The organism is Streptomyces paromomycinus (genome assembly GCF_003865155.1).
Taxonomy (GTDB): Bacteria; Actinomycetota; Actinomycetes; order Streptomycetales; family Streptomycetaceae; genus Streptomyces; species Streptomyces chrestomyceticus.
On record NZ_BHZD01000001.1, the window covers coordinates 2,219,040 to 2,244,399 of the forward strand.

At 74.1% G+C, this 25,360-nt stretch carries 25 protein-coding genes; 13 read left to right on the forward strand and 12 right to left on the reverse strand.

The features are described 5' to 3' along the window. The first annotated feature begins 60 nt into the window (after positions 1-60). The gene (locus tag OEIGOIKO_RS08925; RefSeq protein ID WP_246177971.1) at positions 61-894 is read left to right on the forward strand and encodes a metallophosphoesterase family protein; all 834 of its coding nucleotides are present in this window, start codon (positions 61-63) and stop codon (positions 892-894) included. Between the two features lie 87 nt (positions 895-981). On the opposite strand, the gene msrB is transcribed toward OEIGOIKO_RS08925, so the two are convergent. From msrB to OEIGOIKO_RS08945, 4 genes are all read right to left on the reverse strand, one after another. Next, positions 982-1,389: a peptide-methionine (R)-S-oxide reductase MsrB gene (gene msrB / locus OEIGOIKO_RS08930; RefSeq protein ID WP_030024422.1), complete on the reverse strand. Its 408-nt coding sequence runs from the start codon at positions 1,387-1,389 to the stop codon at positions 982-984. A gap of 15 nt (positions 1,390-1,404) precedes the next feature. After that, the gene (gene murC / locus OEIGOIKO_RS08935) at positions 1,405-2,811 is read right to left on the reverse strand and encodes a UDP-N-acetylmuramate--L-alanine ligase (RefSeq protein WP_125053508.1); all 1,407 of its coding nucleotides are present in this window, start codon (positions 2,809-2,811) and stop codon (positions 1,405-1,407) included. A 96-nt stretch (positions 2,812-2,907) separates the two neighbouring features. After that, positions 2,908-3,528: a response regulator gene (locus OEIGOIKO_RS08940; RefSeq protein ID WP_125058592.1), complete on the reverse strand. Its 621-nt coding sequence runs from the start codon at positions 3,526-3,528 to the stop codon at positions 2,908-2,910. Between the two features lie 167 nt (positions 3,529-3,695). Further along, positions 3,696-4,904, reverse strand: a complete 1,209-nt coding sequence (locus OEIGOIKO_RS08945; RefSeq protein WP_125058593.1) for a sensor histidine kinase — start codon at positions 4,902-4,904, stop codon at positions 3,696-3,698. 241 nt (positions 4,905-5,145) lie between these two features. Between OEIGOIKO_RS08945 and OEIGOIKO_RS08950 the strand changes: the two genes are divergently transcribed. Further along, positions 5,146-6,270 (forward strand): ABC transporter permease, encoded by a 1,125-nt coding sequence (locus OEIGOIKO_RS08950; protein WP_125053510.1) that lies wholly within the window; start codon positions 5,146-5,148, stop codon positions 6,268-6,270. A gap of 332 nt (positions 6,271-6,602) precedes the next feature. Continuing rightward, positions 6,603-7,355 carry an ABC transporter ATP-binding protein gene (locus tag OEIGOIKO_RS08955; RefSeq protein WP_125053512.1) on the forward strand — a complete coding sequence of 251 codons (753 nt, stop codon included), beginning with the start codon at positions 6,603-6,605 and terminating at the stop codon, positions 7,353-7,355. A 16-nt stretch (positions 7,356-7,371) separates the two neighbouring features. Here the strand turns inward: OEIGOIKO_RS08955 and OEIGOIKO_RS08960 are convergent, their stop codons facing one another. Continuing rightward, entirely contained in the window at positions 7,372-7,905 is a 534-nt protein-coding gene (locus OEIGOIKO_RS08960; RefSeq protein ID WP_307721221.1) for an indole-3-glycerol phosphate synthase, read from the reverse strand. A gap of 113 nt (positions 7,906-8,018) precedes the next feature. Then, positions 8,019-8,759 carry a pyrimidine reductase family protein gene (locus OEIGOIKO_RS08965; RefSeq protein ID WP_125058594.1) on the reverse strand — a complete coding sequence of 247 codons (741 nt, stop codon included), beginning with the start codon at positions 8,757-8,759 and terminating at the stop codon, positions 8,019-8,021. 461 nt (positions 8,760-9,220) lie between these two features. Between OEIGOIKO_RS08965 and zapE the strand changes: the two genes are divergently transcribed. Next, entirely contained in the window at positions 9,221-10,345 is a 1,125-nt protein-coding gene (gene zapE, locus OEIGOIKO_RS08970; protein WP_371858902.1) for a cell division protein ZapE, read from the forward strand. Positions 10,346-10,483: 138 nt separating this feature from the next. Then, positions 10,484-11,851 carry an alkaline phosphatase PhoX gene (locus OEIGOIKO_RS08975; RefSeq protein ID WP_125053517.1) on the forward strand — a complete coding sequence of 456 codons (1,368 nt, stop codon included), beginning with the start codon at positions 10,484-10,486 and terminating at the stop codon, positions 11,849-11,851. A gap of 15 nt (positions 11,852-11,866) precedes the next feature. Here the strand turns inward: OEIGOIKO_RS08975 and OEIGOIKO_RS08980 are convergent, their stop codons facing one another. From OEIGOIKO_RS08980 to OEIGOIKO_RS08995, 4 genes are all read right to left on the reverse strand, one after another. After that, positions 11,867-12,046 carry a hypothetical protein gene (locus OEIGOIKO_RS08980; protein WP_125053519.1) on the reverse strand — a complete coding sequence of 60 codons (180 nt, stop codon included), beginning with the start codon at positions 12,044-12,046 and terminating at the stop codon, positions 11,867-11,869. 107 nt (positions 12,047-12,153) lie between these two features. Further along, on the reverse strand, positions 12,154-12,822 hold the full coding sequence (locus tag OEIGOIKO_RS08985) for an ABC transporter (protein WP_125053521.1): 669 nt from the start codon (positions 12,820-12,822) through the stop codon (positions 12,154-12,156). Beyond that, a complete protein-coding gene (locus OEIGOIKO_RS08990; protein WP_125053523.1) occupies positions 12,819-13,844 on the reverse strand; it encodes an ABC transporter ATP-binding protein in 1,026 nt (341 codons plus the stop codon). The genes OEIGOIKO_RS08985 and OEIGOIKO_RS08990 overlap by 4 nt, the downstream gene beginning before the upstream one ends. 47 nt (positions 13,845-13,891) lie before the next feature. Next, positions 13,892-14,569 (reverse strand): AIM24 family protein, encoded by a 678-nt coding sequence (locus OEIGOIKO_RS08995; RefSeq protein WP_125053525.1) that lies wholly within the window; start codon positions 14,567-14,569, stop codon positions 13,892-13,894. Between the two features lie 86 nt (positions 14,570-14,655). On the opposite strand from OEIGOIKO_RS08995, the gene OEIGOIKO_RS09000 reads away from it, so the two are divergent. Beyond that, positions 14,656-15,402 (forward strand): peptidyl-tRNA hydrolase, encoded by a 747-nt coding sequence (locus OEIGOIKO_RS09000; RefSeq protein WP_125053527.1) that lies wholly within the window; start codon positions 14,656-14,658, stop codon positions 15,400-15,402. A 38-nt stretch (positions 15,403-15,440) separates the two neighbouring features. On the opposite strand, the gene OEIGOIKO_RS09005 is transcribed toward OEIGOIKO_RS09000, so the two are convergent. After that, the gene (locus OEIGOIKO_RS09005; protein WP_125053529.1) at positions 15,441-15,806 is read right to left on the reverse strand and encodes a darcynin family protein; all 366 of its coding nucleotides are present in this window, start codon (positions 15,804-15,806) and stop codon (positions 15,441-15,443) included. A gap of 183 nt (positions 15,807-15,989) precedes the next feature. Between OEIGOIKO_RS09005 and OEIGOIKO_RS09010 the strand changes: the two genes are divergently transcribed. Continuing rightward, on the forward strand, positions 15,990-16,946 hold the full coding sequence (locus OEIGOIKO_RS09010; protein ID WP_170251658.1) for a LysR family transcriptional regulator: 957 nt from the start codon (positions 15,990-15,992) through the stop codon (positions 16,944-16,946). A gap of 125 nt (positions 16,947-17,071) precedes the next feature. Here OEIGOIKO_RS09010 and OEIGOIKO_RS09015 read toward each other — a convergent pair whose 3' ends face one another. Next, positions 17,072-17,779 (reverse strand): nuclease-related domain-containing protein, encoded by a 708-nt coding sequence (locus OEIGOIKO_RS09015; RefSeq protein ID WP_170251660.1) that lies wholly within the window; start codon positions 17,777-17,779, stop codon positions 17,072-17,074. 128 nt (positions 17,780-17,907) lie between these two features. Between OEIGOIKO_RS09015 and OEIGOIKO_RS09020 the strand changes: the two genes are divergently transcribed. From OEIGOIKO_RS09020 to OEIGOIKO_RS09045, 6 genes are all read left to right on the forward strand, one after another. Then, complete coding sequence (locus OEIGOIKO_RS09020; protein ID WP_125053535.1) at positions 17,908-18,579, forward strand: LysE family translocator; 672 nt, start codon at positions 17,908-17,910, stop codon at positions 18,577-18,579. Positions 18,580-18,708: 129 nt separating this feature from the next. Then, positions 18,709-20,076: an MbnB/TglH/ChrH family RiPP precursor modification enzyme gene (locus tag OEIGOIKO_RS09025; protein WP_125058596.1), complete on the forward strand. Its 1,368-nt coding sequence runs from the start codon at positions 18,709-18,711 to the stop codon at positions 20,074-20,076. A 5-nt stretch (positions 20,077-20,081) separates the two neighbouring features. Further along, positions 20,082-21,140 carry a TIGR04222 domain-containing membrane protein gene (locus OEIGOIKO_RS09030; protein ID WP_125053537.1) on the forward strand — a complete coding sequence of 353 codons (1,059 nt, stop codon included), beginning with the start codon at positions 20,082-20,084 and terminating at the stop codon, positions 21,138-21,140. A 195-nt stretch (positions 21,141-21,335) separates the two neighbouring features. Continuing rightward, positions 21,336-22,136: a DUF4142 domain-containing protein gene (locus OEIGOIKO_RS09035; RefSeq protein ID WP_125053539.1), complete on the forward strand. Its 801-nt coding sequence runs from the start codon at positions 21,336-21,338 to the stop codon at positions 22,134-22,136. A 303-nt stretch (positions 22,137-22,439) separates the two neighbouring features. Then, on the forward strand, positions 22,440-23,480 hold the full coding sequence (locus OEIGOIKO_RS09040; protein WP_307721222.1) for a DUF1996 domain-containing protein: 1,041 nt from the start codon (positions 22,440-22,442) through the stop codon (positions 23,478-23,480). A gap of 181 nt (positions 23,481-23,661) precedes the next feature. Further along, positions 23,662-25,290 (forward strand): alpha/beta hydrolase, encoded by a 1,629-nt coding sequence (locus OEIGOIKO_RS09045; RefSeq protein WP_174857140.1) that lies wholly within the window; start codon positions 23,662-23,664, stop codon positions 25,288-25,290. The last annotated feature ends 70 nt before the right edge of the window (positions 25,291-25,360 follow it).

Below are 25,360 nucleotides of genomic sequence, written 5' to 3' on the forward strand. Positions count from 1 at the left end.
TGCTCCGAAGCAGACCGCACCGCCGAGGCCGACCGGGAAGGGGCCGCGCCCGGCAGGCTGATGGCCATCAGCGACCTGCACATCCGCTACGAGGAGAACCGCGCGATCGTCGACCGGCTGCGGCCCGCCTCGGACGCCGACTGGCTGCTGGTGGCCGGGGACATCGGCGAGTACGTCGCGGACATCCGCTGGACGCTGACCGTGCTCAGCAGCCGTTTCGCCAAAGTGATCTGGGTGCCCGGCAACCACGAGCTGTGGACCCCGTCCAACGACCCCGTACAGCTGCGCGGAGTCCGGCGCTACGAGCACCTGGTGGAGATCTGCCGGGAGCTGGGCGTGCTGACGCCCGAGGACCCCTACCCCGTCTGGGAGGGCGAGGGCGGCCCGGCGGTGATCGCCCCGCTCTTCACGCTGTACGACTACACCTTCCGCCCGCCCGGCACCCACACCAAGGAGGCGGCGCTGGCGGTCGCCGAGGAGGCCGGGGTGGTCTGCACGGACGAGTTCTTCCTGCACCCGGACCCGTACCCGACCCGGGAGGCGTGGTGCCGGGCCCGGGTGGCGGCCACCGAGGCGCGGCTCGCCGAGATTCCCGAGGACCTGCCCACGGTGCTGGTCAACCACTGGCCGATCGTCCGCGAGCCCACCGCGCCGCTGTGGCACCCGGAGTTCGCCCTGTGGTGCGGCACCGAGGCCACCGCCGACTGGCCGCGCCGCTTCCGCGCCGCCAGCGTCGTCTACGGCCATCTGCACATCCCGCGCACCATCGAGGTGGACGGCATCCCGCACGTGGAGGTGTCCCTGGGCTACCCGCGCGAATGGCGCCGCCGCAAGGCGGTCCCGGGGCAGCAGGTGCAGATCCTGCCCGCGGTGGCGCGGGCGCCGCAGTTCTGACGGGGCGAAGAAGCCGCGGGGCGAAGGGGCGGATACGCACCGTACGGCCGCCGGTCCGGCTCCGCGCCGGGCCCGGCGGCCCTGTGGTCAGCTCCCGTCCGGCGCCAGCCGCACCGAGATCGAGTTGATGCAGTACCGCTGGTCGGTCGGGGTCGGGTAGCCCTCGCCCTCGAAGACATGGCCGAGGTGGGAGCCGCAGCGGGCGCAGCGGACCTCCGTGCGGACCATGCCGTGCGAACGGTCCTGGAGGAGCTCGACGGCGTCGCTGTCCTTCGGGTCGTAGAAGGACGGCCAGCCGCAGTGGCTCTCGAACTTGGTCTCCGAACGGAAGAGTTCGGCACCGCAGGCGCGGCAGGAGTAGACGCCCGCCGTCTTGGTGTCGGTGTACTCACCGACGAACGCGGGCTCCGTGCCGCCCTGGCGCAGGACCTGGTACTCCTGCGGGGTCAGCTCGGCGCGCCACTGCTCGTCCGGCTTGTCGATCTCGTACGGCATGAGTCCCTCTGCTTCCTATCGGTTCTGCAGGCGCGCGAGGATCTGCGGGCCGAGTTCGGTCACGTCGCCCGCGCCCATGGTGAGAACAAGGTCGCCGGGCTCCGCCATTCCTGCCACCACCTCCGGAATCGCGGACATGTCGGACTCGGCGGTCACCCGGGCGCCCTTGGCCCGGGCCGCGTCGATGATCAGGGCGCTGGTGACGCCCGGGACCGGGTCCTCGCGGGCCGGGTAGATGTCCAGCACGACGGAGGCGTCGGCGAGGGTGAGCGCCTCGCCCATCTCCTTGCCCAGCTCCTGGGTCCGGGAGAAGAGGTGCGGCTGGAAGACGACCAGGACGCGGGAGCCGGTGGCGGCGCCGCGGATGGCCTCCAGGTCGGCGGTCATCTCGGTGGGGTGGTGCGCGTAGGAGTCGATGACCTGCACGCCGGCCGCCTCGCCCTGGAGCTGGAGGCGGCGCTTGACGCCGGTGTACGTGCCGAGCGCGGAGGCCAGGTTGTGCGGCGGGAGGCCGAGCGCGGTGCCGGCGGCGAGGGCCGCGACGGCGTTCAGGGCGTAGTGCCGGCCGGGTACGGAGACGGTGAAGGTGAGGACCTTGCCGTTGGCGAGGACGACGGTGACCTCGCTGGTCAGCCCGCGCTGGTTGATCTTGAGGACCCGTACGTCGGCGTCCTCGGCCTCGCCGTACGTGACGATGTCGATGTCCAGGCGGCCGGTGAGGCGGGCGGTCAGCTCGCGGGCGCCGGGGTGGTCGGCGGAGATCACCAGGGTGCCGCCGGGGCGGATGCGGGCGGCGAAGGTCTCGAAGGACTCGTAGATCTCGTCCATCGAGGCGTAGTTGGCGTGGTGGTCCAGCTCCACGTTGAGGACGATGGCGACCTCGGGCGCGTACTTGTGGAAGCTGCGGTCGCTCTCGTCCGCCTCGGCCACGAAGATTTCGCCGCTGCCGTGCTCGGCGTTGGAGCCGGGGGCGTCCAGGTCGCCGCCGATCGCGTACGACGGGGACAGGCCCAGCGAGCCGAGGGAGACGGCCAGCATGGAGGTGGTGGTCGTCTTGCCGTGGGTGCCGGCCACGGCGATCGGGCGCAGGCCGTCCATCAGGGCGGCGAGCGCGTCGGAGCGGTGCACGACGGGGATGCCGCGCTCGCGGGCGGCGGCCAGCTCCGGGTTGTCGTCACGGATCGCGGAGGAGACGACGACGCTGGTGGCGTCCTCGGCCAGGTGGGCGGCGGCGTGGCCGAGGTGGACCGTGGCGCCGGCGTCGCGCAGCGCGCGGACGGTCGCCGACTCCTTGGCGTCGCTGCCCGCGACCCGGGCGCCACGCTGCGCGAGGATCTTCGCAATGCCGGACATCCCGGCGCCGCCGATGCCGATGAAGTGCGGTCGGTCCATCGCGTCGGGGATGCCCGGGGACGGTGCCATGCGTCAGTCTCCTGCTCGTCGATCTCTTCGGTCCGTACGCGCACGATTCTCGCACCCGGCACCGACAGCCCGTGCCGGGCGGGCCGGGGTACCGGTTCAGCGGCGGATCAGCCCGCGCGCGGTGGCCGCGGCGACCGCCGACGTACGGGAGTCGACGCCCAGCTTGGCGTAGATGTGCACCAGGTGGGACTTGACGGTGGCCTGGCTGAGGAAGAGCTGCTTGCTGATCCGGGCGTTGGACAGGCCGTCGGCGACCAGTTGCAGCACCTCGGTCTCGCGCCGGGAGAGGGCCGTGGCGGGCGCCCGCATCCGGTCCATCAGGCGCAGGGCGACGGTCGGCGCGAGGGCGGACTTGCCGGCCGCCGCGGTACGGACGGCCGTGGCCAGCTCCTCGGGCGGCGCGTCCTTGAGGAGGTAGCCGGTGGCTCCGGCCTCGATGGCGGCGAGGATGTCCGCGTCGGTGTCGAACGTGGTCAGGACGAGGACGCGCGGGGCGTCCTCGCGGGCGGTGATGGCGGCGGTGGCCTGCGAGCCGAGCATCCGCCCGCCGAACTGGAGGTCCATCAGGACGACGTCGACGTCCGGCCGGGCGGCCCGTTCGACGGCCTCCTCGGCCGTGGGGACGTCCGCGACGACCTCGAAGTCCGGCTCGGTCTCCAGGACGGCGCGCAGCCCGGCCCGTACGACCGGGTGGTCGTCGGCGAGGAGGAGGCCGATGGCGGTGGGGCGGGGGTCGGAGACGGTTTCGGGGCCGGGGGTACGGGCGGTCCCGGGGCCGGAGGTACGGGCGGTCCCGGGGCCGGGGGCAGGGGCGGTCTCGGGGCCTGGGCCGGGGCCGGTTCCGGGGCGGGAGCCGGTGCCGGTGCCGGTCTCGGGGCAGTGGGTCACGCGGTGGCCTGTTCGGGAGGGGTGTCGGGGGTGGGGGCCGCGGCCGGGGTCCGGGGCACGGCCGGTTGTGCGTACGGCAGGGTGACGGCGACCGCCGTGCCCTCGCCGGGCGCCGACTCCACGGCCAGCGTGCCGCGCAGCGCGCGGGCGCGGGCCCGCATCGCGGCCAGCCCGAAGCCGGTGCCTTCGGCGGCGCCGGAGCCGGGGGACGGCACCGCGTCGGGTGCGAAGCCCGCCCCGTCGTCCACCACGTCGAGGGCGACCTCGGTGTCCATGTAGGAGAGGGTCAGCTCGGCCCGGCCGGCGTGCGCGTGCTGGACCGCGTTGGCCAGTGCGGACTGCGCGATGCGCAGCAGCGCGACCTCGTGCGGGGTGGGCAGTTCGACGGGCGCCCCGGAGACCTGGCAGTGCACGGCCAGGCCGGAGGAGCGTGCGGTGGTGGCGCACAGCCGTTCCAGGGCGGCGGGCAGCGTCCCGGCCTCCAGGTCGGGCGGGCTGAGCGCCCGGACGAAGCGGCGGGCCTCGGCGAGGTTGTCGACGGCGGCCTGCCGGGCCTGCTGGACGTGGCCGAGCGCGGTGGCGGTGTCCGTCCGCCGCTCCATCGCCCGTTCCGCGGCCCGCAGCAGCAGCTGGATGCTGGAGAGGCCCTGCGCGAGGGTGTCGTGGATCTCGCGGGCGAGCCGTTCCCGCTCGGCGAGCACCCCGGCGGCGTGCTCGGCGGCCGCCAGGTCGCTGCGGGCCGCGGTCAGCTCCTCGATGAGGCGGCGGCGCTGCTCGCTCTCCCGGTAGAGGGCCTGGTAGCCGAGGACGACGGCGACGGCGACCGCCGCGCCCAGCGCGGGGCCGATGACCGTACCGACGGTGAGCGTACGGGTGTGCCAGCCGAACCCGCCGATCGCGACCAGGGTGGTGACCAGCACGGCGGGCAGCGCCCAGCGCAGCGGGAGCAGGTGCAGCTGGACGAAGAACAGCGGGAAGGCGAGCCAGACGCCGAGGGGCGTGAGGGCGAGCAGCACGGCCCACACCGCCATGACGGCGGCGAGCCAGAGCACCGCGGCGGCCGTCGAGGTGCGGACCGGCGGCAGCGTGGGGCCGACGGCGTACACGGCGAGGAGCAGGACGGCGGCGCCGACGACGGCCGGGGCGTCCGGGCTGTGGTCGGCGACGGCCCGTACGGCGGCGAGCGCCAGCAGGGCGGTCACCATCAGGTGCAGGCAGCCGCGCAGCACCCGCAGGGCGGGGGTCAGGGAGTGGGGAGTCACAGCTCTTCCAGGCTAGGCGCCCGGGACCGTACCGGCATCAATCAAAAGGTGGAGGACAGACCTGGCCTTTCGATGCGGGCGAACCACTCCGGGGCGCGATGTCCGGCGCCCCCTCCCCCGGCGACGGTGGGGGCAGCCGCCGGGCACCGGGCCCGGCGCCCCTCGGAAGGATGGCCAAGCCCCCGTGTTCGTCGCCTGGAGAGACCTGAGATTCGCCAAGGGCCGGTTCGCCCTGATGGGCACCGTCATCGTGCTGATCACGGTGCTGGTGGGGCTGCTGTCCGGCCTGACGGCGGGCCTGGGCCGGGAGAACACCTCGGCCCTCACCTCGCTGCCCGCCGACCGCCTCGCCTTCGCCGCGCCCGTGGACGGCGGTGCCGACGTCTCGTTCACCGACTCGCACGTCGGCAAGCGGACCTGGGAGTCCTGGGCGAAGGTGCCGGGGGTCGGCTCGGCGGAGCCGCTGGGGATCGGTACGGCCAAGGCCACGGCGGGCGACGGCCCGGACCGGCGGACCGCCGCGCTGTCCGCCTTCGGGATACGGCCCGGCTCGCACCTGGCACCCGAGGCCGGACGGATCGCGGACGGCTCGGCGGTGCTGTCCGCGAAGGCCGCGCACGAGCTGGGCGTACGGGCAGGCGGAACCTTCACGCTGAACGGGCGGACGCTGACGGCCGCCGCGGTGGCGGGCGAGGCCATGTACAGCCACACGCCGGTGGTCTGGACGTCGCTGGACGACTGGTCAGGGGTGGCCGGGGGTTCCGGACACGGTGGCACTCCCCGGGCCTCCGACGGCGGGGCCGGCTCAGCCACCGTGGTCGCCCTCACCACCTCCCCGGACGCCGACCTGTCCGCCGCCGACCGGAAGCTCGGTACCCGTACCGTCACGACCGGCGAAGCCCTGAACGCCATCGGCTCGTACACCGCGGAGAACGGCTCGCTCCAGCTGATGCGCGGCTTCCTCTTCGCCATCTCGGCGCTGGTCATCGGCGCGTTCTTCACGGTCTGGACGATCCAGCGCAGCGGTGACGTCGCGGTGCTCAAGGCGCTCGGCGCGCCCACCCGCTGTCTGCTGCGGGACGCGCTCGGCCAGGCGGTCGTCCTGCTGGTGATCGGTACGGGCGTGGGCACCGCGCTCGCGGCGACGGCCGGCGCGGCCGTCGGCGGCACCGTGCCGTTCGTCCTGGACCCGGCCACGGTCCTGGTCCCGGCCCTGGTCATGATCGCGCTGGGGGCCGTCGGCGCCGCGCTGTCCATCCGCCGCATCACCGCCGTCGATCCGCTGACGGCGCTGGGGAGCGCGCGGTGAGTCGGGCGGGTCTTCCCCGCCCGAGCGGTACCCGTGAAGGCGTGTCCGTTCCCGGTCCGCTTCTCGCGGACCGCTCCGGACGTGAATTCCCGGGCCGCCGGGCGTACGGCCCGCACCATCCGGGAACCGGTGCCGGGAATTCCGGTGCGGGTCCGCCATCCCGGTTCTGGCCCCGGTTCCGTTTCGTCCGCGGCCCCGTACAACTCCGTTCGGTTCCGTTCCGTCCCCGATCCCGTACCACTCCGTACGGATTCCGCTGACGCGAAAGACCGGGCCGTACCGCGCTCCCACCACCCGCACCCCACCCGATTCCCTACGCAGCGACGGACCTCATGAAGACGAACTCCGCCACCTCCCGGCCCCGCACGAGCCACACAACCGGAACCACCCCGTCCGCCGGTCTCGCCCTCACCGGCGTCACTCTCACCTACCCGGACGGCGCCGACCGCCTCACCGCCCTCGACGACGTGACGCTGACCGTGCCGCCGGGGTCCGTGACCGCCGTGGTCGGACCCTCCGGCTCCGGCAAGTCCAGCCTGCTGGCGGTGGCCGCCACACTGATCACCCCGGAGGCCGGGCAGGTGGTGATCGACGGTACGGACACCACCGGAATGGGCCGGGCCGAGCTGACCACGCTGCGCCGCACCCGCGTCGGCATGGTCTTCCAGCAGCCCAACCTGCTGCCCTCCCTGACGGCCGCGGAGCAGTTGCAGGTGATGGCGCACCTGGACGGCCGGGCGCCGCGCGCCGCCCGGCCGCGGGCCCTGGAACTGCTCGACGCGGTCGGTCTGGCCGACCAGGCGGCGCGCCGACCGCACCAGCTCTCGGGCGGCCAGCGGCAGCGGGTCAACATCGCCAGGGCGCTGATGAACGAGCCGGCCGTCCTGCTGGTCGACGAGCCGACCAGCGCGCTGGACCACGAGCGCGGCGCCGCGGTCCTCGACCTGCTCACCACGCTCACCCGCCGGCGCGCCACCGCGACCGTCCTGGTCACGCACGACCGCGCCCACCTGGAAGCGGTGGACGCGGTCGCGGAGATGCTGGACGGGCGGCTCGGTCAGGTACCGGACGGGCGGCTCAGCTAGACGCCGAACGGGCGGCTCAGCTTCCGGCGGAGCCGTCGGCCGGGCCCTTGGCCGGGTTGTGCGCCACGTCCTGGGCCGGGTCGTCGGCCGCGTGCGAGAAGAGTTTCAGCACGGGCACGCCGACCTTGTGCCGGGCGCGGGAGGCCCAGTCCCGGTGGAAGAACTCCTCGACGAAGTGCGGGGCGGTCAGCACGATCACCTCGTCGGCGCCGGTCTCGTCGACGACCGACCGCAGCAGGTCCAGCGGGTGGTCCTCGACGACCTGCCCGACCGCCTCGGCGCCCGCCTCCCGCAGGGCGTGCAGGGTGTAGGACAGGGCGCGCTCGGCGGGCGGCTCCGCCTGGGCGCCCTCCGGCTCGTCGCCTTCCCGTACGGCGTCCTCGAACTCGCCCAGGGCGACATCGTCGATGGCCCTGAGCAGGCGGTCCTGATTGCCGCGCGGCTGCATGAGGACGACGAAGGAGACCTGGTCGTCGCCGTGCAGCGTGGTGACGAACTCCACGTCGGCGGGCGTCAGGGGCTTCTCGATCATCAATACGCTCGTGAACACGGCGGGCGCCCTTCTTCTCATCTCTCGCGGCCCGTCCGGGGAGCGGACCGACAGAAACCATCCTGCCCCGTCGCCACACGGGACCTGTTGGCCTTTAGTGTGCCCAGCGGAAGCTAAGCGGAACGAATAATTCCGCCTTTTGTCCAGGACCGGCGGTAACGGGTGAACAGGAAGCCGGCCTCCTCCAGTACGGACGCGAGTTCGAATGTTTCCGGAACGGTCGTCACCGGCGCGTTCATGATGCGCGACGCGTCGCCGGCGACCACCAGCGGTGCCAGCGAGAGGCACAACTCGTCGAGTGCCCCGCTTCCGGCGAACTGACCCAGGAGCCGGGGCCCGCCCTCCGTCAGCAGCCTGGTCAGGCCCCGCCCGGCCAGCGCGCCGACCACCCGCGACGGGTCGACGGCGGCCCCCTCACCGGCGAAGACGACCTCGGCACCGGCCTTGCGCGCGGTCCGTACCCGGTCCTCGTCGGCCCCCGCGCCGGTCACCACGACCGTCGGCACCAGCGGCTCGGTGAACAGCGGCTGCGCGAAGTCCAGGTCCAGGCTCGCGGTGACCACCGCGATGACGGGGGCGGGTGCCTGCCCGGCGGCGGCCCGGCGCGCCGCGAACGCCTCGCGGGCGCGGGCCGGACGGTAGCCCTCCTTGCGTACGGTCTCGGCGCCGACGACCACCGCGTCCGCGAGGCCGCGCAGCACGCCGAAGATCCGCATGTCCGCGTCGCCGGAGAGCGGCTGCGAGCGGCCTTCGTGGTGGGCCGCGCCGTCCAGCGAGGAGACCATGTTGGCGCGGAGCCAGCCCGCTCCCTCGTCGAGCCGGGGGTACGCGTAGGCGTCGGCCAGTTCGTCCAGGCTCCACCGGCGGTCGGCGAAATCGGCGGCGCCGGCCGGTGCGGATTCGGCACCACCGGCCGTACGGAAATCGGCCGGAGCCGCCGTACGGGATTCAGCGGCACCGGCCGTAGCGGAATCGGCCGCGTCCGCCGTAGCGGAATCGGCCGCGTCCGCCGTAGCGGAATCGGCCGCGTCCGCCGTACCGGAATCGACCGGGCCCGTCGTACCGGAATCCGGGGCGCCGGAAAGGGCTCCGGCGTCGGTCCCCGTCGCGGTTCCGGCAATGGCGCCCGGTTCCGCCGCGAGAGCGGACGCGACGGCGGCGGAATTCCCGTCCTGCGGAGTATCCGCGGTGTGCGGGAAATCACCGGACGGCACGGGCGGGGCGGGAAGGGGAAACAGGCGTCGCATAGGCGGCAGTGTGACATGCCTCGCTCACCCGGCGGAGTCCTCCCGCACAGCGACTAGGCTGGACGGCTGTGTCGCCTTCCCAGCCCTCGTCATCCCAGTCCTCCCCCATAGCCGGGCCGCCGGCCGACGGGGCCGGAGCGGCCCCCGCCGCGCTCACCTCGCGCGCGCCGCACGTCCCGGCCGACCGCCTGGTGGCGGAGATGGTCCCGCCGCCGCGGTTCCAGAGCGCGCGCTTCGAGACGTACATCCCGGACCCTGACCAGCCCAGCCAGGCCGCGGCCGTAGAGGTTCTGAGCGGCTTCGCCGCGGGCATCGGCGGCGGTACGGAGACCGGCGGCGGCAAGCGGCGCTGGTTCGGCCGGAGCGCCAAGAAGGCCGCGGCCCCCTCGGGTCCGCGCGGCGTCTACCTGGACGGCGGATACGGCGTCGGCAAGACGCACCTGCTGGCCTCCCTCTGGCACGCGACCCCCGCCGAGCCCGCGCTCAAGGCGTTCGGCACGTTCGTGGAGCTGACGAACCTGGTCGGCGCACTCGGATTCCAGCAGACCGTGCAGACGCTCAGCGGCCACCGCCTGCTGTGCATCGACGAGTTCGAGCTGGACGACCCCGGTGACACGGTGCTCGTCTCCAGCCTGCTGAGCCGGCTGGTCGAGGCGGGCGTCGCGCTCGCCGCCACCTCCAACACGCTCCCCGGCAAACTGGGCGAAGGCCGCTTCGCCGCGGCCGACTTCCTGCGCGAGATCCAGGGCCTGAGCGCCCACTTCCGGCCGCTGCGCATCGACGGCGAGGACTACCGTCACCGCGGTCTGCCCGAGGCCCCGCCCCCGTTCGACGACGCGAGCGTCAGCCGTGCCGCCCACCGCACCCCTGGCGCCTCGCTCGACGACTTCCCGTCGCTGCTGGACCACCTGTCGAAGGTGCACCCCAGCCGGTACGGGGCGATGTGCGACGGCATCACCGCCGTCTGCCTGACCGATGTGCAGGCGGTGCCGGACCAGTCCACCGCGCTGCGCCTGGTCGTCCTCGCGGACCGGCTGTACGACCGGGAGGTGCCGGTGGTGGCGGCGGGCAAGCCGTTCGACGCGCTGTTCAGCGAGGACATGCTCAAGGGCGGCTACCGGAAGAAGTACTTCCGCGCCATCTCCCGGCTCACGGCGCTGGCCCGCGACGCCAAGCCGCTGGTGGAGGGGTAGCGGTCAGGACGGCGACGTAGCCGCGGCTCCCGGCCGGTGCGGCGGGTTCCGCGCCCGCGCGCGGCCGGTTCCCGGCGGCCGGCGTGCGTGGTACACACATGCGGGTCACTTCACCTGTCCGCCAGCAGGGAGTTGCCCATGTCCGCGACACGTCGTCAGGTCCTGGCAAGAACCGGCGCGCTGGGCGTATCGATCGCCTTCGCCGGGAGCGTCCCCGAGGTCTTCGCCGGCACCGCCACCGCGCGGGGCGCGGGCCGGCACGGCTACGGCCCCCTGATACCCGACCCGGCGGGTCTGCTCGACCTGCCGAAGGGGTTCCGGTACCGGGTGCTGTCCCGTGAGGGCGCCCCGCTGCCCTCCGGCGAGGGCCGCATACCGAGCAACCACGACGGCATGGCGGCCTTCCCGGGCCGCCACGGCCGCGTCCATCTCGTACGCAACCACGAGAACCGCAGCAAGTCCCGCGTCCCCGTCCCCGCCGTCGGCGGGCTGACCTACGACCCGGCGGGCGAGGGCGGCTGTACGGCGCTGGAGGTGGACCGGCACCACCGCGTGCTGTCCGAGCGCGTCGCCATCGCCGGCACCTCCACCAACTGCGCGGGCGGGCCCACCCCGTGGCACACCTGGCTCACCTGCGAGGAGACCGAGCTGCGGGCGGGCGAGGGCGGGTACACCAAGGACCACGGCTTCATCTTCGAGGTCGACCCGTACGATCCGCGCCGCACCGGCGCCGTACCGCTGACCGCCATGGGCCGCTTCCAGCACGAGGCCATAGCCGTCGACCCGGGGACCGGCACGGTCTACGAGACCGAGGACGCCTTCGACAAGCCGTTCGGCCTCTTCTACCGGTTCCGGCCCGCCGAACCGCTGGGCGGCCGGGGCTCCCTGCGGGCCGGCGGACGGCTCCAGGCCCTGCGCGTACCGGATGTCGGGGACCTCTCCGCCGTCCAGGAGCCCGGCACCAGCTTCCGCCACGTGGAGTGGGTGGACGTCCCGGACCCGCTCGCCCGGCAGACCCCCGTCCGCTTCCAGGACTTCGGGCCGCGCGGCATCACCCACGCACAGAAGCTGGAGGGCTGCTACTGGGGCGGCTCCAGCGTCTACTTCGTCTCCAGCTTCGCGCGGAGCAAGGACGGTTCGGCCGCCGACCACCAGGGCCAGGTGTGGCGGTACGACCCGGCCGCGCGCCGCCTCACGCTGGTGGTCGTCTTCGGCCCGGACGCCGATGTGCGGCTGCCCGGCGAGTCCCCCGACAACATCTGCCTGGCACCCGGCGGCGGGCTGATGGTGTGCGAGGACGGCGACGGGGCGCAGCACGTCTTCGGCCTGACCCGGCGCGGCACGGTGTACCCGGTGGCCCGCGGCCGGCAGAACGTCGGCACGCCGGAGAAGCCCGAGTGGGGCGAGTTCGCGGGCGTCACCTTCTCCCCCGACCACCGCACGATGTACGTCAACTGCTACACGCCGGGCACGACGTTCGCGGTCACCGGGCCCTGGGAGGACTAGGAGAGCGGAAGGGGACTAACCGGAGCAGGCCGAGCGCTGGGCTTCCAGCCATTCGCAGTGCGGACACAGGAGCGCGCCGGGCCGGTCGGCGGGGTACTCGGTGGGCTCGCCGCAGTGCACACAGTCGGCGCGGGGCGGGCCGCTGTCCGCCCCTTCGTCCGTACGGTTCGGCTGCTCTTCCTCGGTGCCCGGCATACGTCCGATCCTACGCGCCGGGCGTGCGAGCGGGCGTACGGACGGGCGTGCGAGCGGGCGTGGCGGCGGGTCCACGAGCGGGCGTACGTGTCGTGGCAGGGTGCTCGTCAGCCGCGGCGGGAGCTGAGGCGGCAGGACAGGGCCGTGGCGGCGCCCGCGATCAGCAGGCCGGTGAGGAGCGGCAGCCAGGGCAGGGTGATCGTCCCGTGGGCGGAGCCGGTGACCAGTCCGGAGACGGCGGCGTTCGCGGGCGAGGCGCTCCCGATCAGCAGCAGGAGCGCGGCGAGCAGTCCGGACACGATCGACCAGCCGGTGCTGCGCAGCACCGGCCAGTTGCAGAGCGCCCCGACGGCGGTGCCGAGCAGCACACAGACCAGCCCGGCGAGCAGTCCGGCGCAGGCGGCGGCGAGCACGGGGACGGCGGTCCGGTGGTCGGCGGCGTGCGGGTCGGCGACGAGCGAGACGTACGCCGCGCCGACGAGGGCGAGGCCCGCCGCCGACAGGCCTCCCGTCAGGACGGCGGCGAGGTGCGCCTTGCCGGGCCCGGCTGCCGCCGCCGTGCAGGAGCGGGCGGCCGGCGGCTCGCCCGTGACGCAGATCCGGCACAGCCAGGCGGCGAGGGGCAGCAGCCCGAACGCGGCGACACCGTACGAGTCGAGGATCGGCCCGCCGCTCTGCACGCCCACCGCGAGGAGGGCGGCGTGGAGGAGGACCGGCGGCAGCCAGCGGTGCGACCGCAGGAGCAGGGCGAACTGGTAGCGGAGGAGCGGGATCACGGGTACCGGGTTTCGTCGGGGACCGGGGCGGCCGGAGGGGGCGCGGGTGGTGCCGGGGCGACCGCGCGGATGTGCCAGGGCGGGTGCGCCGCGAGCAGGGCGCGCAGCAGCGCGTCGGAGTGGGCGGCGGCAACGGCCAGCCGGACCGTCGTACCGCTGTCCGGGCCCCGCGTGACGTACGGCCGGCCCGGCAGCTCGGCGAGGTCGGCGAGGTCGCGCGGGGTGGGGTGGCCGGTCGCGCCGGGGCCCTCCGCCTCGATGATCACCTGAAGGCCGGGCGGCCGCGCCCCGTCCTCCGCCGGTCGCGCGTCGGTCCCCGCGTCCGCCGGGCGCACGTCCATTCCCGCGACCGCCAGGCGCACGTCCGTCCCCGCGACCGCCGGGCGCACGTCCGTCCCCGTCCCCGCCCTGTCCGGGAGCCGGTCCAGGCCGTCGCCCGTGACGCGGTACCGCGCGTCGGCCGCGCCCGCCAGGCGCCGCGGGTCGTGGTCGACGAAGACGACCGTGCCGCCCGCCGCGACGCGCTCGGCCACCGTCCGGTCGAGGACGTCGCGGGCCGCCGGGTCCAGGCCCGTCCAGGCTTCGTCGAGGACGAGGAGTTCCGGGTCGGCGAGCAGGGCCTGGGTCAGCGCGACCTTCTGGCTGGTGCCCTTGGACAGCTCGGCGAGCGGCGTACGGGCGTGGCCGCCGGCGCCGAAACGTTCGAGCCAGTCCGTGGCGCGGCGGGCCGCGGCGGGGCCGCGCAGGCCGTGGATCCGCCCGAGGTGGGTGAGGTAGCCGACGGCCGTGAACGGCAGGGCGGCGGGGAAGCGTTCGGGTACGTACGCGCTGCGCGGGCGCCCGGTGACCCGGCCCCTGCTGGGCGCGTCGATCCCGGCCACGATCCGCAGCAGCGTCGACTTGCCGCTGCCGTTGTGGCCTTCGAGCCGCACCAGCGACCGGCGCGGCAGGTCGAGGTCGATGTTGCGCAGCACCCACGGGCCACGTACCCCGTAACGCCGCCCGACCCCGTCCAGCCTCATCGGTCCCCCGGCCCTCGCACCTCGTCGCTGCCCCGCCGCCCCCGCCGTCAGTTCCCGGCCGCCTTCTCGGGGCGGAGTTCGCTGGGCCGTACGATCACGAAGCCCTCGCCGTCCAGCCGGAGCTGCACCGCCTCGCCGGAACCGCCGCGCAGCATCGAGCCGAGGCTCTGCGAGCGGTGCAGCGAGGTCTTCAGCGACGCGGTCCAGCCGACCACCGCGTCGGTGTCCACGAACACCGGGGCCTGCGGCGACACGGGGATGACGAGGGGGTTGCCCTCACACATCACGGCCAGCTTGCCGTGGCCGGAGAACACGGAGTTGAACAGGCCGCCGCCGGTCATGCCCGCGCCCTTGACCGTGGAGATCTCGTAGGACAGGGACGGGTCGAAGCACAGCACGTTGCGGCCGTTGACGGTGAGGCCGTCGCCGGGGGCGAGGTCGACGATGAAGCAGTTGGCGGCCTCGTGCGCGAACCAGACCTCGCCGCGGCCGCGCACGGCCATCAGGGCCAGGCCCTCGCCGGTCACGGCCCGCTTGAGGAACTTGCCGACGCCCTGCCCCTGTTTCTCGAACTGCAGGTCGCCGCGGTAGGCGACCATCGAGCCCTGGCGCGCGAAACACTCGCCGTCCACGGCGTACTTGACCGATTTGGCGTTCTGCAGGGTCATGCCGGGCGCGGAGGCCGGCGTGACCACGTTCTCGGAGGCGAAGAGGTCGCTGTGCATAAGGAGGATAATCACCCGGAACGATCCGTTCCGCCAAGGCGCCGGCCCGCTCGGTGCCGTTCCGGGCGGCTGGCACACTGGTCCGTGTGACCAGCACCGATCTCGCCGGACCCGGCGATCCGACCGACGCCGCGGCCGACGCGCCCCGCTCCGCGGAGACCGGCCGCGACGCCGCCCCGCAGTACGTCCTCCCCCTCGTCGTCCGGATCGAGCGGGACGATCCGCCCGCCCGTACGGACGCGCTGGAGACCTCGGCACGGGCCGTGCTGACCCTGCTCTCGGACGAGCGGGCGACGGGCGACGGCGAGTGGGCGGCAGCCGTACACGCCTGGGAGGACGCCCGGATCCGCAAGGTCGTGCGCCGGGCCCGCGGCGCGGAGTGGCGGCGCGCCGCGGCACTGCCGGGCATCACGGTGCACGGCGAGAGCGCCGAGGTCCGGGTCTTCCCGCCGGTCCCGCTGGACGGCTGGCCCAAGGACCTGGCCCGCCTCCAGGTCTCCGGCACCCACCTCGACGACCCGCGGGAGCCCGCCGCCCCCGCCACCGGCACCCCGGTGCTGTGGCTCAACCCGGAACTGGACATGTCGGCGGGCAAGTCGATGGCCCAGACGGGCCACGGCGCGCAACTGGCCTGGTGGGCCCTGCCCGAGGCCGACCGCGCCGCCTGGCGCGCGGCCGGCTTCCCCCTGTCGGTACGCCCGTGCCCGCCCCACCGGTGGACCGAACTGACGGCCGGCGGCCTGCCCGTGGTGCGGGACGCGGGATTCACCGAGGTGGTGCCCGGTTCGTGCACGGTCGTCGCCGACCATCCGGCGCTGCGGGCGCGGGTCTAGGTACGGGGGAGGGCCGGTGCCCCGGGAGGGGCGGTGCCTCAGGTGGCGACGGTCGTGACGGGGTCGACGTCGTACGTGCGGGCGTAGCCGTTCTCGACGCCGACCAGGATGTCGACGACCTCGAAGTAGCGGTCCCAGAAGGGGGTTTCCCGCAGCGCGTCGATCAGGAGCTGGTAGGCGGCGTGGTCGTCGGCCTCCCAGACCCAGACATCGGTGACGCGGGTGGAGTAGAACTCCGTGTCGTAGAAGCGCGACCGGACGCCGGTGGTCTTGGCCTTCACCACCGGCATGACCTTGGTGTTCATGGCGTCCACCCGCTCGTGCGGGGTCATGGCGAGCCATTCGGGCGTGGTCTTGATGAGCATGAAGGCGGTGACCACCGGTGCGGTTTCCTGTGCGGACATGACGGTTCCTCCGAAGGGGCAGGTGAAGGCGGTCGCGCACACCACGGATGACGGCCGAGCGGACCGCCTGACGGCGGGCTTCGACGACCTCGTGGGGCGACCGGATCGGTACGTCTTCATCCTGCGGACGGCCGGGTGTTGCCACAATGGGAATGTCAGCAAGGGATCTTTGCCTGAAATGGAATGACGCCGGTGAACAGTCCCGACCCGGTCATCGATGCCAACCTCGTCGTCGCGTTGGACGCCCTGCTCGCCGAGCAGAGCGTCACCCGCGCCGCCGCGCGCCTGCACACCTCCCCCGCGGCCATGAGCCGCACCCTGGCCCGTCTGCGCCGCGTCCTCCAGGACCCTCTTCTGGTCCGGGCCGGGCAGACCATGGTCCCCACGCCCCGCGCCCAGGCTTTGCGCGACGAAGCCGCCGTGGTGGTACGCCGTCTCGGCACCCTGCTCACCCCCGGCGCCGGTATCGACCCCGCCACCCTGCGCACCACCTTCACCCTCCAGGCCGCCGACCTGGTCGGCGCGACCCTGGCCCCCGGGCTGCTGCGGCTGGTCCGGCAGGAGGCGCCGGAGGTCTCGTTGCGGTTCCGGGCCGAGGAGCTGGAAGCCGGTCCGGCTCTGCGCGACGGCCGGATCGACCTGGAGATCGGAGCCATCGACCACATCGCGCCGGAAACCCGGGTCGAAGAGCTGGTCACCCTCCGGATGACGGCGGCCGTCCGGCCCGGCCACCCGCTCACCGAAGGGGAGCTGACCCCGGCCCGGCTCGCCGCCGCCGAACACGTCTCGGTCAGCCGCCGCGGCCGGTTCACCGGCCCCCTGGACACCGCTCTGGCCGAGCTGAACCTGCACCGCCGGGTGGCCGCCGTCCTGCCCAGTCATGTGGCCGCGATGACCCTCGCCGCGCGCAGCGACATCGTCTGCCTCGTGCCCACCGCGGCGCCCGGCACCGCGCCTTCGCCCGTCACCGACACCGCCACCGCCCTCGGGCTGCGCCTCCTCGACATCCCCCTGCCCCTGCCGCCGGTGACCATCGGTATGGCCTGGCATCCCCGCCACGCCGCCGACGGAGCCCACCACTGGCTCCGCGATGCCGTCCGCCGAGCCGTGCGCGAGCCCGGGAGCCCCCCGACAGGCTGAGGTAAAGGTCCGCCGGGAGGCTACGGGCCTGGCGGCCGCCCGGTTCCGGGCGGCTTTCAGGCCCCTAGCCAGGTACGGCTCAGGCCCGTAGCCACGTACGGCTCCGGCCCGTAGCCAGGTGCGGCTCAGGCCCGTAGCCAGGTGCGGCGGTTGCGGGCGACCGTGTAGACGCGTTCCACGCGGTCGGGGGCGAGCACCCCGCCGAGCCGTCCGAGCAGGGGTATGTCGCGTTCGTCGCGTATCACCCGTACGTCGCGCAGCGCCGGGTCCAGCTCCACGTCCGCCGCTCCGGCGAAGGCCAGCACCGGCCGCGCCTCGACGCGGAACCGGCAGCCTCGGGTCAGCACGTACGCGGCGCGCCGGGCGTGCTGCCGGCAATCGCGGACGTACGGCTGCGGCTCGCGGCCGCGGCCGGTGCCCACGGTGTCCTCCCCCACCCGCACCCGGGCCCCGCGTACGTGATGGGTGCCGACGCACAGCACGCCGCCGGGCCCGATGAGCAGGTGCCCGATGACCGCCGCGGGCGGCAGGGGGATGGAGTGGATCACGTACCAGCCGCCGGCCGCCAGCTGGTCCAGGGCCGTGCCGACGGCCTGTTCGCCGAGGAGCTGCCGGTGCCAGGCGTCCTGGGGCCGGCGCCGGCCGAGCAGGCGGGCGCACCACAGGGCCGCCCTGGCGCGCGGCTGCTCGGCGAGCCGGACCCGCAGGGCCTCCCCCGGGCGGTTCGGTGCGAGGTCGTCGTCCGGCGGCAGGAACAGCCGGTCCGGGTCGCTCGCGTACCGCGTCTCCTGCTTTCCCTCGTGTGCTCCGGGCCCGGGACGGAAGTCACTCATACCCATCACCCCCCGATGGCCATGGGAGCAGGCGCCCGGCCCCCGGGCAAGAGGTACGCAGCGGTGTGCGCGCGGACGGAGGGGTGCCGGGGAAACGTTGGCCGGAGGACGACGTACGGTTACGTCCTGTGTTCTCCTCTCTCCTTGGTTTCACCGCGGTGGCCGTCCTGCTCACCGTCTCGCCGGGCCCCGACTTCGCCGTGGTGCTGCGGACGTCCCTCGGCTCGGGGCGGCGGTCGGCGCTGTGCGCCGCGCTCGGCATAGCCGCGGGCTGCTTCGTGTGGGGACTGGCCGGAGCGGCCGGACTGACCGCCATGCTGTCGGCGTCGCAGGCGGCGTACGACGCGCTGCGCGTCGCCGGCGCGCTGTACTTGATGTGGCTGGGCTTCCAGGCGCTGCGCAGCGCCCGCCGCGCCTCGAAAGCGGCGCGTGGCGCCGAGGCGGGCGGCACCGAGGCGGGCGTTCCCGTTCCGGAGGCCGGGCCGGCCGACCGGCAGTCGCCGCTCCAGGCGTTCCGCACCGGGCTGCTGACGAACGTCCTGAATCCCAAGGTCGGGGTCGTGTACATGTCCCTGCTGCCGCAGTTCATCCCGCACGACGCGCCGGTCGTGGCCACGACCCTGCTGCTGGTCGCCGTGCATGCCGTACTGGGCCTGGTCTGGCTCGGCGGGATCGCCCTGGCGGTGCACCGGGCGCGCGCCTTCTTCCAGCGCCCCCGCGTCCGCCGGCGCATGGACCAGGCCACCGGCGGTGTCCTGCTCGCGCTGGGCGCCGCGGTCGGCGTCGAGACCGCGCGCTGAACCGCCGGGCACGGCACCTCGCAAGCTCAAATCATGCTCTGAACCCGCGCCCTCCGGGGTTGGCCCGGCCCCGGCGCGGCGATGACTACCGGACACCACGGGGGTGCACGAGTGGGAGGGGGAACCACCATGGACCGGCTCGGTACGGGCATCGGCTGGCGGCCCGAGATCGCCGACGGCATCGCGGAGCTGCCCGGCGTGGACTGGGTGGAAGTCGTCGCCGAGAACATCTGTCCAGGTCATCTCCCACCCGCCTTGCAGGCACTGCGCGCCCGCGGCACGACCGTGGTGCCCCACGGCGTCTCCCTCGGGCTCGGCGGCGCCGGGCGTCCGGACGCGGCCCGGCTCGCCGCGCTCGCCGAACGCGCCGAGGCACTGGGCGCGCCGCTGGTCACCGAGCACATCGCGTTCGTACGGGCCGGAGGCCCGCTGACCGCCTCCCCCGCGCTGGAGGCGGGGCACCTGCTGCCGGTGCCCCGTACCCGCGACGCGCTGGACGTGCTCTGCGAGAACGTCCGGATCGCGCAGGACGCGCTGCCCGTGCCGCTCGCCGTGGAGAACATCGCGGCGCTGGTCAACTGGCCCGGCGAGGAGATGACCGAGGGGCAGTTCCTCGCCGAACTGGTCGAGCGCACCGGCGTACGGCTGCTCATCGACGTCGCCAACCTCCACACCAATCAGGTGAACCGGAACGAGGACCCGGCCACGGCACTGGACGAGCTGCCGGTCGAGGCCATCGCGTACGTACACGTGGCGGGCGGCATCGAGCGGGACGGGGTCTGGCACGACACCCACGCCCACCCGGTGACCCGGCCCGTCCTGGACGTCCTGGCCGCACTCTGCGCCCGCGTCACCCCGCCCGGCGTCCTGCTGGAGCGGGACGAGGACTTCCCGGCGACCGGTGAACTCGCCGCCGAACTCGACACGATCCGCACCGTGCTGAAGGAGGCCCCGGCCCCGGCCGTCCTGCCGGCACCGGCACCACCGCTCCGGACGCCCGGGGTGGCCGTGCCGCGCGGCACGGCCACGGCCACGGCCATCGGCACGACCGGGACTTCCGCCGCAGCCATGTCCACCACCGACGCCGCCCGCCGGCGCCTGGCCGTCGCGCAGACCGCGTTGCTCTCCGCGCTGGTCGCCGGGACACCGGCACCGGAGGGCTTCGACCGGCGGCGGCTGCTGATCCAGAGCCGGGCCCTGGCCGCCAAGCGGGCCTCCGTCGTCGCCAAGATCGCGCCGGAACTGCCGGACATCCTCGGCACGGACTACCGGCCCGGCTTCCTCGCCTACGCACGTCACCGGCCCATGCGCCACGGCTACCGCCAGGACGCCATGGACTTCGCCGTCCACCTGCTGGCCGAAGGACGGTTGGCAGACCCGGACGCCCACCGCCGACTGACGCAGTGGTGGCGAGATCGCGCCGGTCCCAAGCCGCCTCGCGGCGGTCCCGCCCACCGAATCGCCCACGCCGTACGCCGCGCTCTCCACCGGAGGTGAAGGACATGCCCGCTCTTCTCGTCACCCTGGCGGTCACCGCCTCCGCACTGCTGCTCGTCGTCCGCACCGTCCGTATCGTCCGGTCGGCGCCCCGGCCCAAGTACCGCCGGGCGTCGCAGTACGAACTCTGGGAGATCGCCTTCCTCGCCGGCGGCCCGCCCCGGGTGACGGACGCCGCGATAGCCGGGATGCACCAGGACGGCCGGCTCGCCGTGGGCGGGCCCGGTGTGGTGTCCGTGCGGCAGTCGGTGGCGTACGACCCGGTCGAGACGGCCGTGCTGGACTCGCTGGCGCGGACCCCGGACGGCTCGCTGGACACCCTGCGCCGCCATGTCATGCGGTCCCCGGCCGTCCAGGCCATCGGCGACCGGCTGGCGAAGCGCGGCCTGATGCGGCACCCGCGCGCCGGCCGCCCCTGGCGTCTCCTCGCCGCCTGGCAGACCGGGATCTGTGCGGCGGGCCTCGTGCTCGTCCTGCTTCTCACCCTCACGGGAGTCATCGGCGGGGAAGGGGTGCCCTTCGTCCTCCAGATCCTGCCCGCGGCGATCCTCGGCACCGTGACCGGCGTGGTGTGCCGGAAGGTGCTGGGGCGGCGGGTCACGCCGGCCGGTACCGCGGCGGTACGGACGTACCGTACGGTGCACAAGAAGGACCTGGTGAGCGAAGCCACCCAGTCCGCCGCGCTGATCGTGGCGCTCGGCAGTACCGCGCTGCTGGCGGACGACGTGCTGCGGGACCAGCTCGACGAGGCGCAGCGCGCGGCGGTGGGCGCCTCCGCCGGGTCGTACTCCGGGTCCTCCGGCAGCTCGTCGACGGCTTCCTCGAACGCGGCCTGCGGTTGGAATGTGCCCGACGACGACTCGCACACGTCCTGGTGCGGTTCGTCGTGCGGCGGCGGGTCGGGGTCGGGCTGCGGCGGATCGTCGAGCGGTGGCGGGGGATCGTCGTGCAGCGGCGGATCGTCGTGCGGCAGCAGTTCCGGGTCGAGTTGCGGCAGCAGCTCCGGATCGAGCTGCAGCAGTTCCTCCTCGTCCTGCGGTGGCGGTGGCGGCTGCGGCGGCTGAGCCGCGTGGCGTCGGCGGTGGCCGGCACCGCCGACGCCCGTGCCGCCCCGCGCCTCCGGAGCCCCTGATGCGCCTGGAGCCCCTGGGCAACCGGTCAACGTACCAGCGGTCAGGGCACGTTGACGGGGCTTCCCCGAACGGAGGACGGGAGCAGCACAGAGCGCACTAGCGTGCGGTGCCGCACCAGGAGGCACCATGCGATCCGTAACCGGCACCGGCCTCGTCGTCGCCGCGCTCGCCGCGACCCTCGCCGCGCTGCTCTTCCCCATCTGGTCGTTCGCCGACCGGCCGGGCGCGGGCGGGGACGTCAACACCCAGACCGTCGCCACCTCGTTCGGCCCGCTGTCCGCGCTCGACCGGGACTTCGTGAACCGCGTACGGCTGGCGGGCCTGTGGGAGCTGCCCGCGGGCCAGCAGGCCCAGCAGCGCGGGACCGTACCGGCCGTACGGGAGGCGGGTGACCATCTCGTCGACGGCCACGCCTCGCTCGACCGGCACGTACGCGAAGTGGCCGCGCAGCTCGGCCTCGGGCTGCCCGACCTGCCCAACGCCCAGCAGCAGCAGTGGCTGAGGGAGCTGAGCAGCGCGCGTGGGGCCGCGTACGACCGCAAGTTCGCGAACATTCTGCGGCTGGCGCACGGCAAGGTCTTCACCGTCGTCGCGCAGGTCCGCGCGACCACCCGCAACTCGCTCGTCCGCGCCCTGGCCGACGACGCCAACCGGACGGTCCTGGACCACATCTCCATGCTGGAGCGCACCGGATTCGTCGACTTCGACGCGATCGCCGAGGACGCGGCCACCGCTTCGCCGCCCCCGAGCCCCTCGGCCCCGCCGCCGTCCCTCGACGCGGTGCCCGCCCCGTCGCCGACGCCCGTCACACCGTCACCGACGTATTCGCTGCCTCCGCCCGCGACGCCACCCGCCACCGCCACCGGCGGCACCACCCGGGCCCCGGCTCCCGCCGGGAGCTCCGGCGAGCAGCGTCAACACCCCTGAGAGAACGGGAAGAAGTGATCTCCCATGCCCGACCACATGCCCGGCCACCGGGATTCCGGAACTCCCGAGCCTCCGCGGCCGCCCCGCCCTTCGCCGCCACCGCGGCCGTCGCCGCCCGCCCCCCGGCCCCCGCGGCACCGGCGGCGGCTCGGCACCACGCACCTCGTGCTGATCGCCCTGCTCGCCCTGCTCGGTTCGGCCGGCACCTTCGTCTCCGTGACCGGCAATGCCTCTGCTCACAACACCACTCCCCCGTCCGGGTCCCCACCCGCCGGCACGTCGTCCTCACCAACGTCACCCAGCGTGACACAGCCCACTGACAACGCCACCGCGACCGCCCCCCGCACCGGTTCCGCCGGACCGTCGGACACCCCCGCCGACGCCCCCGACGGGCCCGCGGGACCCACCGGCTCCGGCGCTCCGACCACCCCCGGCGGCTCGCCCGGCACCGGCCAAAGCGTCCCGGCAGCAGGCGACTTCGCCGACATCCGCTCCGTACGGCCCGGCCCGCAGCCCCCGCGCGGCGGACGCGACGCCTCCACCGGCACCTTCACCAGCAACTGCGGCCGCAACGAGAACCGGCACCAGAATCCCGACAACTTCATCGTCACTCCCGGTGTCGCCAACGGCGCCCACCACCTCCACGACTACGTGGGCAACCGCTCCACGGACGCCTTCTCCACCGACGACTCGCTGCGCGCGGCCGGCACCACCTGCGCCCGCGGCGACAAGTCGGCGTACTTCTGGCCCGTACTGCGCCGCCTGAGCGGCCAGGACGGCCCGAGCAGCGGCAACGGGCAGGACCCGGCGGACGGGAACGTGGGCCAGGTGCTGACCCCCCGCTCGGTCGCGCTGACCTTCCGCGGCAGCCCGGCGGGCAAGGTCGCCGCCATGCCCGAGGGCCTCCGCGCCATCACGGGCGACGCCAAGGCGTTCACCAACGGCACCGCCAACGCGCGGGCGCAGTGGACTTGCACCGGCTTCGAGAACCGGCGCCTGGCCGACAAGTACCCGCTGTGCCCCGGCGGCAGCCAGGCCGTACGGCTGCTGGACTTCCCGAGCTGCTGGGACGGGGCGAACAAGGACAGTGCCAACCACCGCACGCACCTCGTCTTCCCCGACCGGGCCTCGGGCCGCTGCCCCGCCGGCACGAAGGCCGTGCCGCAGCTCCAGATGCGGCTGACCTACGCCGTGCAGCCCCGGCCGCGCGCCTTCGCCCTCGACAGCTTCCCCGAACAGCTGCGCAAGCCGGTGACCGACCACGCCGACTTCGCCAACTTCATGCCGCGCGACCTGATGGCGCGCGCGGTGCAGTGCATCAACTCCGGCCGCCGCTGCCAGTGAGGAACACGGGGCCGGGTCCACGCATGGCTGTACGAGCCGAACGGCCGTGACGCCCGCACCGCGCTCCACTCGTTGGGGGCATAGCTCCCGACACCGGAGCGCGGTGCTTTACAAGCCCAACCCACGCCCCAACCATCCCTTTTGTATGCCCACCGGGCGCCTCCATACGAAGGGACGGCTTGTGAAAGCAGTAGCGCTGTACGGCACCCTCGGGTCGCTGGTCCTGTCCGCCCTCGTCGCCGTCCCCGCGGACGGGACCACCCGGTCCGCCCCCGCCGAGGCCCCGGCGCCCGCACCGCCCCGCGTCGTCTTCGGCCGCTGCGCCCCCGAGGAGCACCTGCCGGCCGGTGTGGAGTGCGGCCGGCTCACCGTCCCGCTGGACTACGCCCGCCCCAAGGACAAGAAGATCACCTTGACCGTGAGCCGGGCCCGCGCCACCGGCTCACCCAAGGAGCGCCAGGGCGCGCTCGTCTTCAACCCGGGCGGTCCCGGGGCGTCCAGCATGAACTTCCCGCTGTACGCGAAGGTGGACCGCTGGCGCAGGACGGCGCGGGCGTACGACTTCGTCGGCTACGCGCCGCGCGGCGTCGGGCGCTCGGCGCCGCTGTCCTGCCAGGACCCGGCGGAGTACGCCAAGATCCCGAGCGAGAGCCCGCGGCGCCCCTCCGAGGCGTTCAAGCGCAAGAAGGCCGCCGAGGCGAAGGCGTACGCGCAGGGCTGCGCACGCAACGCGGGGCCCGCGCTGCGCCACTACACGTCCGCCAACAACGCCCGCGACCTGGACATGCTGCGCGCCGGGCTCGGCGAGAAGAAGCTCACCTACATGGGCGCCTCCTACGGGACCTACTTCGGGGCGGTGTACGCGACGCTCTTCCCCGGTCACGTCCGCCGGATGATCTTCGACAGCGTGGTCAACCCCGATCCCCGGCAGGTCTGGTACCGCAACAACCTCGACCAGAACATCGGCTTCGAGCGCCGCTGGCAGGACTGGGGCCGCTGGGTGGCCAAGCACCACAAGGTGTACCACCTGGGTACGACACCGCAGGCGGTGCTGCGCGCGTACGACACCGTGCGGGAGCGGCTGCACAAGCGGCCCCTGGGCGGCAAGGTGGGGTCGGCGCAGTTGCAGGCCGCCTTCCTCAAGACGGGCTACAACGACGCTTACTGGCCGGTGCGCGCCGCGGCCCTCGCCGCGTACGTCAAGGGCGATCCCAGGCTGCTGCTCAAGCAGGCCGCGCCGCTGCCGGGCGGCGAGAAGGCGGACGAGAACGGCAACGCGGTCTACACGGCCGTGGAGTGCAACGACGGACTGTGGCCGCGTGACCTGCGGGTCTGGGACCGGGACAACACCGCGAGCGCGCGCGTCGCGCCGTTCGAGACGTGGGACAACGCCTGGATGAACCTGCCGTGCGCCTTCTGGCCCCGCTACTCGCCGAGGGGCGCCGTCCAGGACCCCAACCGGTACGCGGAGGACGTGACCGACGTGGCCCTGCCGCAGGCGGGCGCGCCGCACCGCCCGGTCGACGTACGGACCGCGCCGGGCGCGCTGCCGCCGGTGCTGCTGCTGGCCGCCGAGCGGGACGGCGCGACGCCGCACTCCGGAGCGGTCGAGCTGCGGCGCCGGCTGCCCGGCGCGTCGCTGGTGACCGAGCGCGGGGCCGGGACGCACGGTGTCTCGTTCGGGACGAACGCCTGCGCCAACCAGCATGTGGAGCGGTACCTGCTGACCGGGCGGACCCCGGCGCGGGACACGTTCTGCGGGCCGCGCGCGGAGCCCAAGCCGATCATGCCCGCCAAGAAGCGCAAGTAGCGCGGCGCGCTCAGCGGCGCGCGCGACGGGCCACTGAGCAAGCGACGGTCCGCTCAAGCAGGCGGCGGGC

Excerpts from the sequence above, each read along its gene's own strand:
- OEIGOIKO_RS09015 (WP_170251660.1), bottom strand. The coding sequence starts at position 17,779 with ATGAGTGACTTCCGTCCCGGGCCCGGAGCACACGAGGGAAAGCAGGAG.
- msrB (WP_030024422.1), bottom strand. The coding sequence starts at position 1,389 with ATGCCGTACGAGATCGACAAGCCGGACGAGCAGTGGCGCGCCGAGCTG.
- murC (WP_125053508.1), bottom strand. The coding sequence starts at position 2,811 with ATGGCACCGTCCCCGGGCATCCCCGACGCGATGGACCGACCGCACTTC.
- OEIGOIKO_RS08975 (WP_125053517.1), top strand. The coding sequence starts at position 10,484 with ATGTCCGCGACACGTCGTCAGGTCCTGGCAAGAACCGGCGCGCTGGGC.
- OEIGOIKO_RS08955 (WP_125053512.1), top strand. The coding sequence starts at position 6,603 with ATGAAGACGAACTCCGCCACCTCCCGGCCCCGCACGAGCCACACAACC.
- OEIGOIKO_RS08995 (WP_125053525.1), bottom strand. The coding sequence starts at position 14,569 with ATGCACAGCGACCTCTTCGCCTCCGAGAACGTGGTCACGCCGGCCTCC.
- OEIGOIKO_RS09010 (WP_170251658.1), top strand. The coding sequence starts at position 15,990 with ATGACGCCGGTGAACAGTCCCGACCCGGTCATCGATGCCAACCTCGTC.
- OEIGOIKO_RS09035 (WP_125053539.1), top strand. The coding sequence starts at position 21,336 with ATGCGATCCGTAACCGGCACCGGCCTCGTCGTCGCCGCGCTCGCCGCG.
- OEIGOIKO_RS09005 (WP_125053529.1), bottom strand. The coding sequence starts at position 15,806 with ATGTCCGCACAGGAAACCGCACCGGTGGTCACCGCCTTCATGCTCATC.
- OEIGOIKO_RS08945 (WP_125058593.1), bottom strand. The coding sequence starts at position 4,904 with ATGGTGACCGCCCTGCTGGCGCTCGCCGCCGTACGGGCCGTCGCCGAC.
- OEIGOIKO_RS08925 (WP_246177971.1), top strand. The coding sequence starts at position 61 with ATGGCCATCAGCGACCTGCACATCCGCTACGAGGAGAACCGCGCGATC.
- OEIGOIKO_RS08990 (WP_125053523.1), bottom strand. The coding sequence starts at position 13,844 with ATGAGGCTGGACGGGGTCGGGCGGCGTTACGGGGTACGTGGCCCGTGG.
- OEIGOIKO_RS09025 (WP_125058596.1), top strand. The coding sequence starts at position 18,709 with ATGGACCGGCTCGGTACGGGCATCGGCTGGCGGCCCGAGATCGCCGAC.
- OEIGOIKO_RS08980 (WP_125053519.1), bottom strand. The coding sequence starts at position 12,046 with ATGCCGGGCACCGAGGAAGAGCAGCCGAACCGTACGGACGAAGGGGCG.
- OEIGOIKO_RS09030 (WP_125053537.1), top strand. The coding sequence starts at position 20,082 with ATGCCCGCTCTTCTCGTCACCCTGGCGGTCACCGCCTCCGCACTGCTG.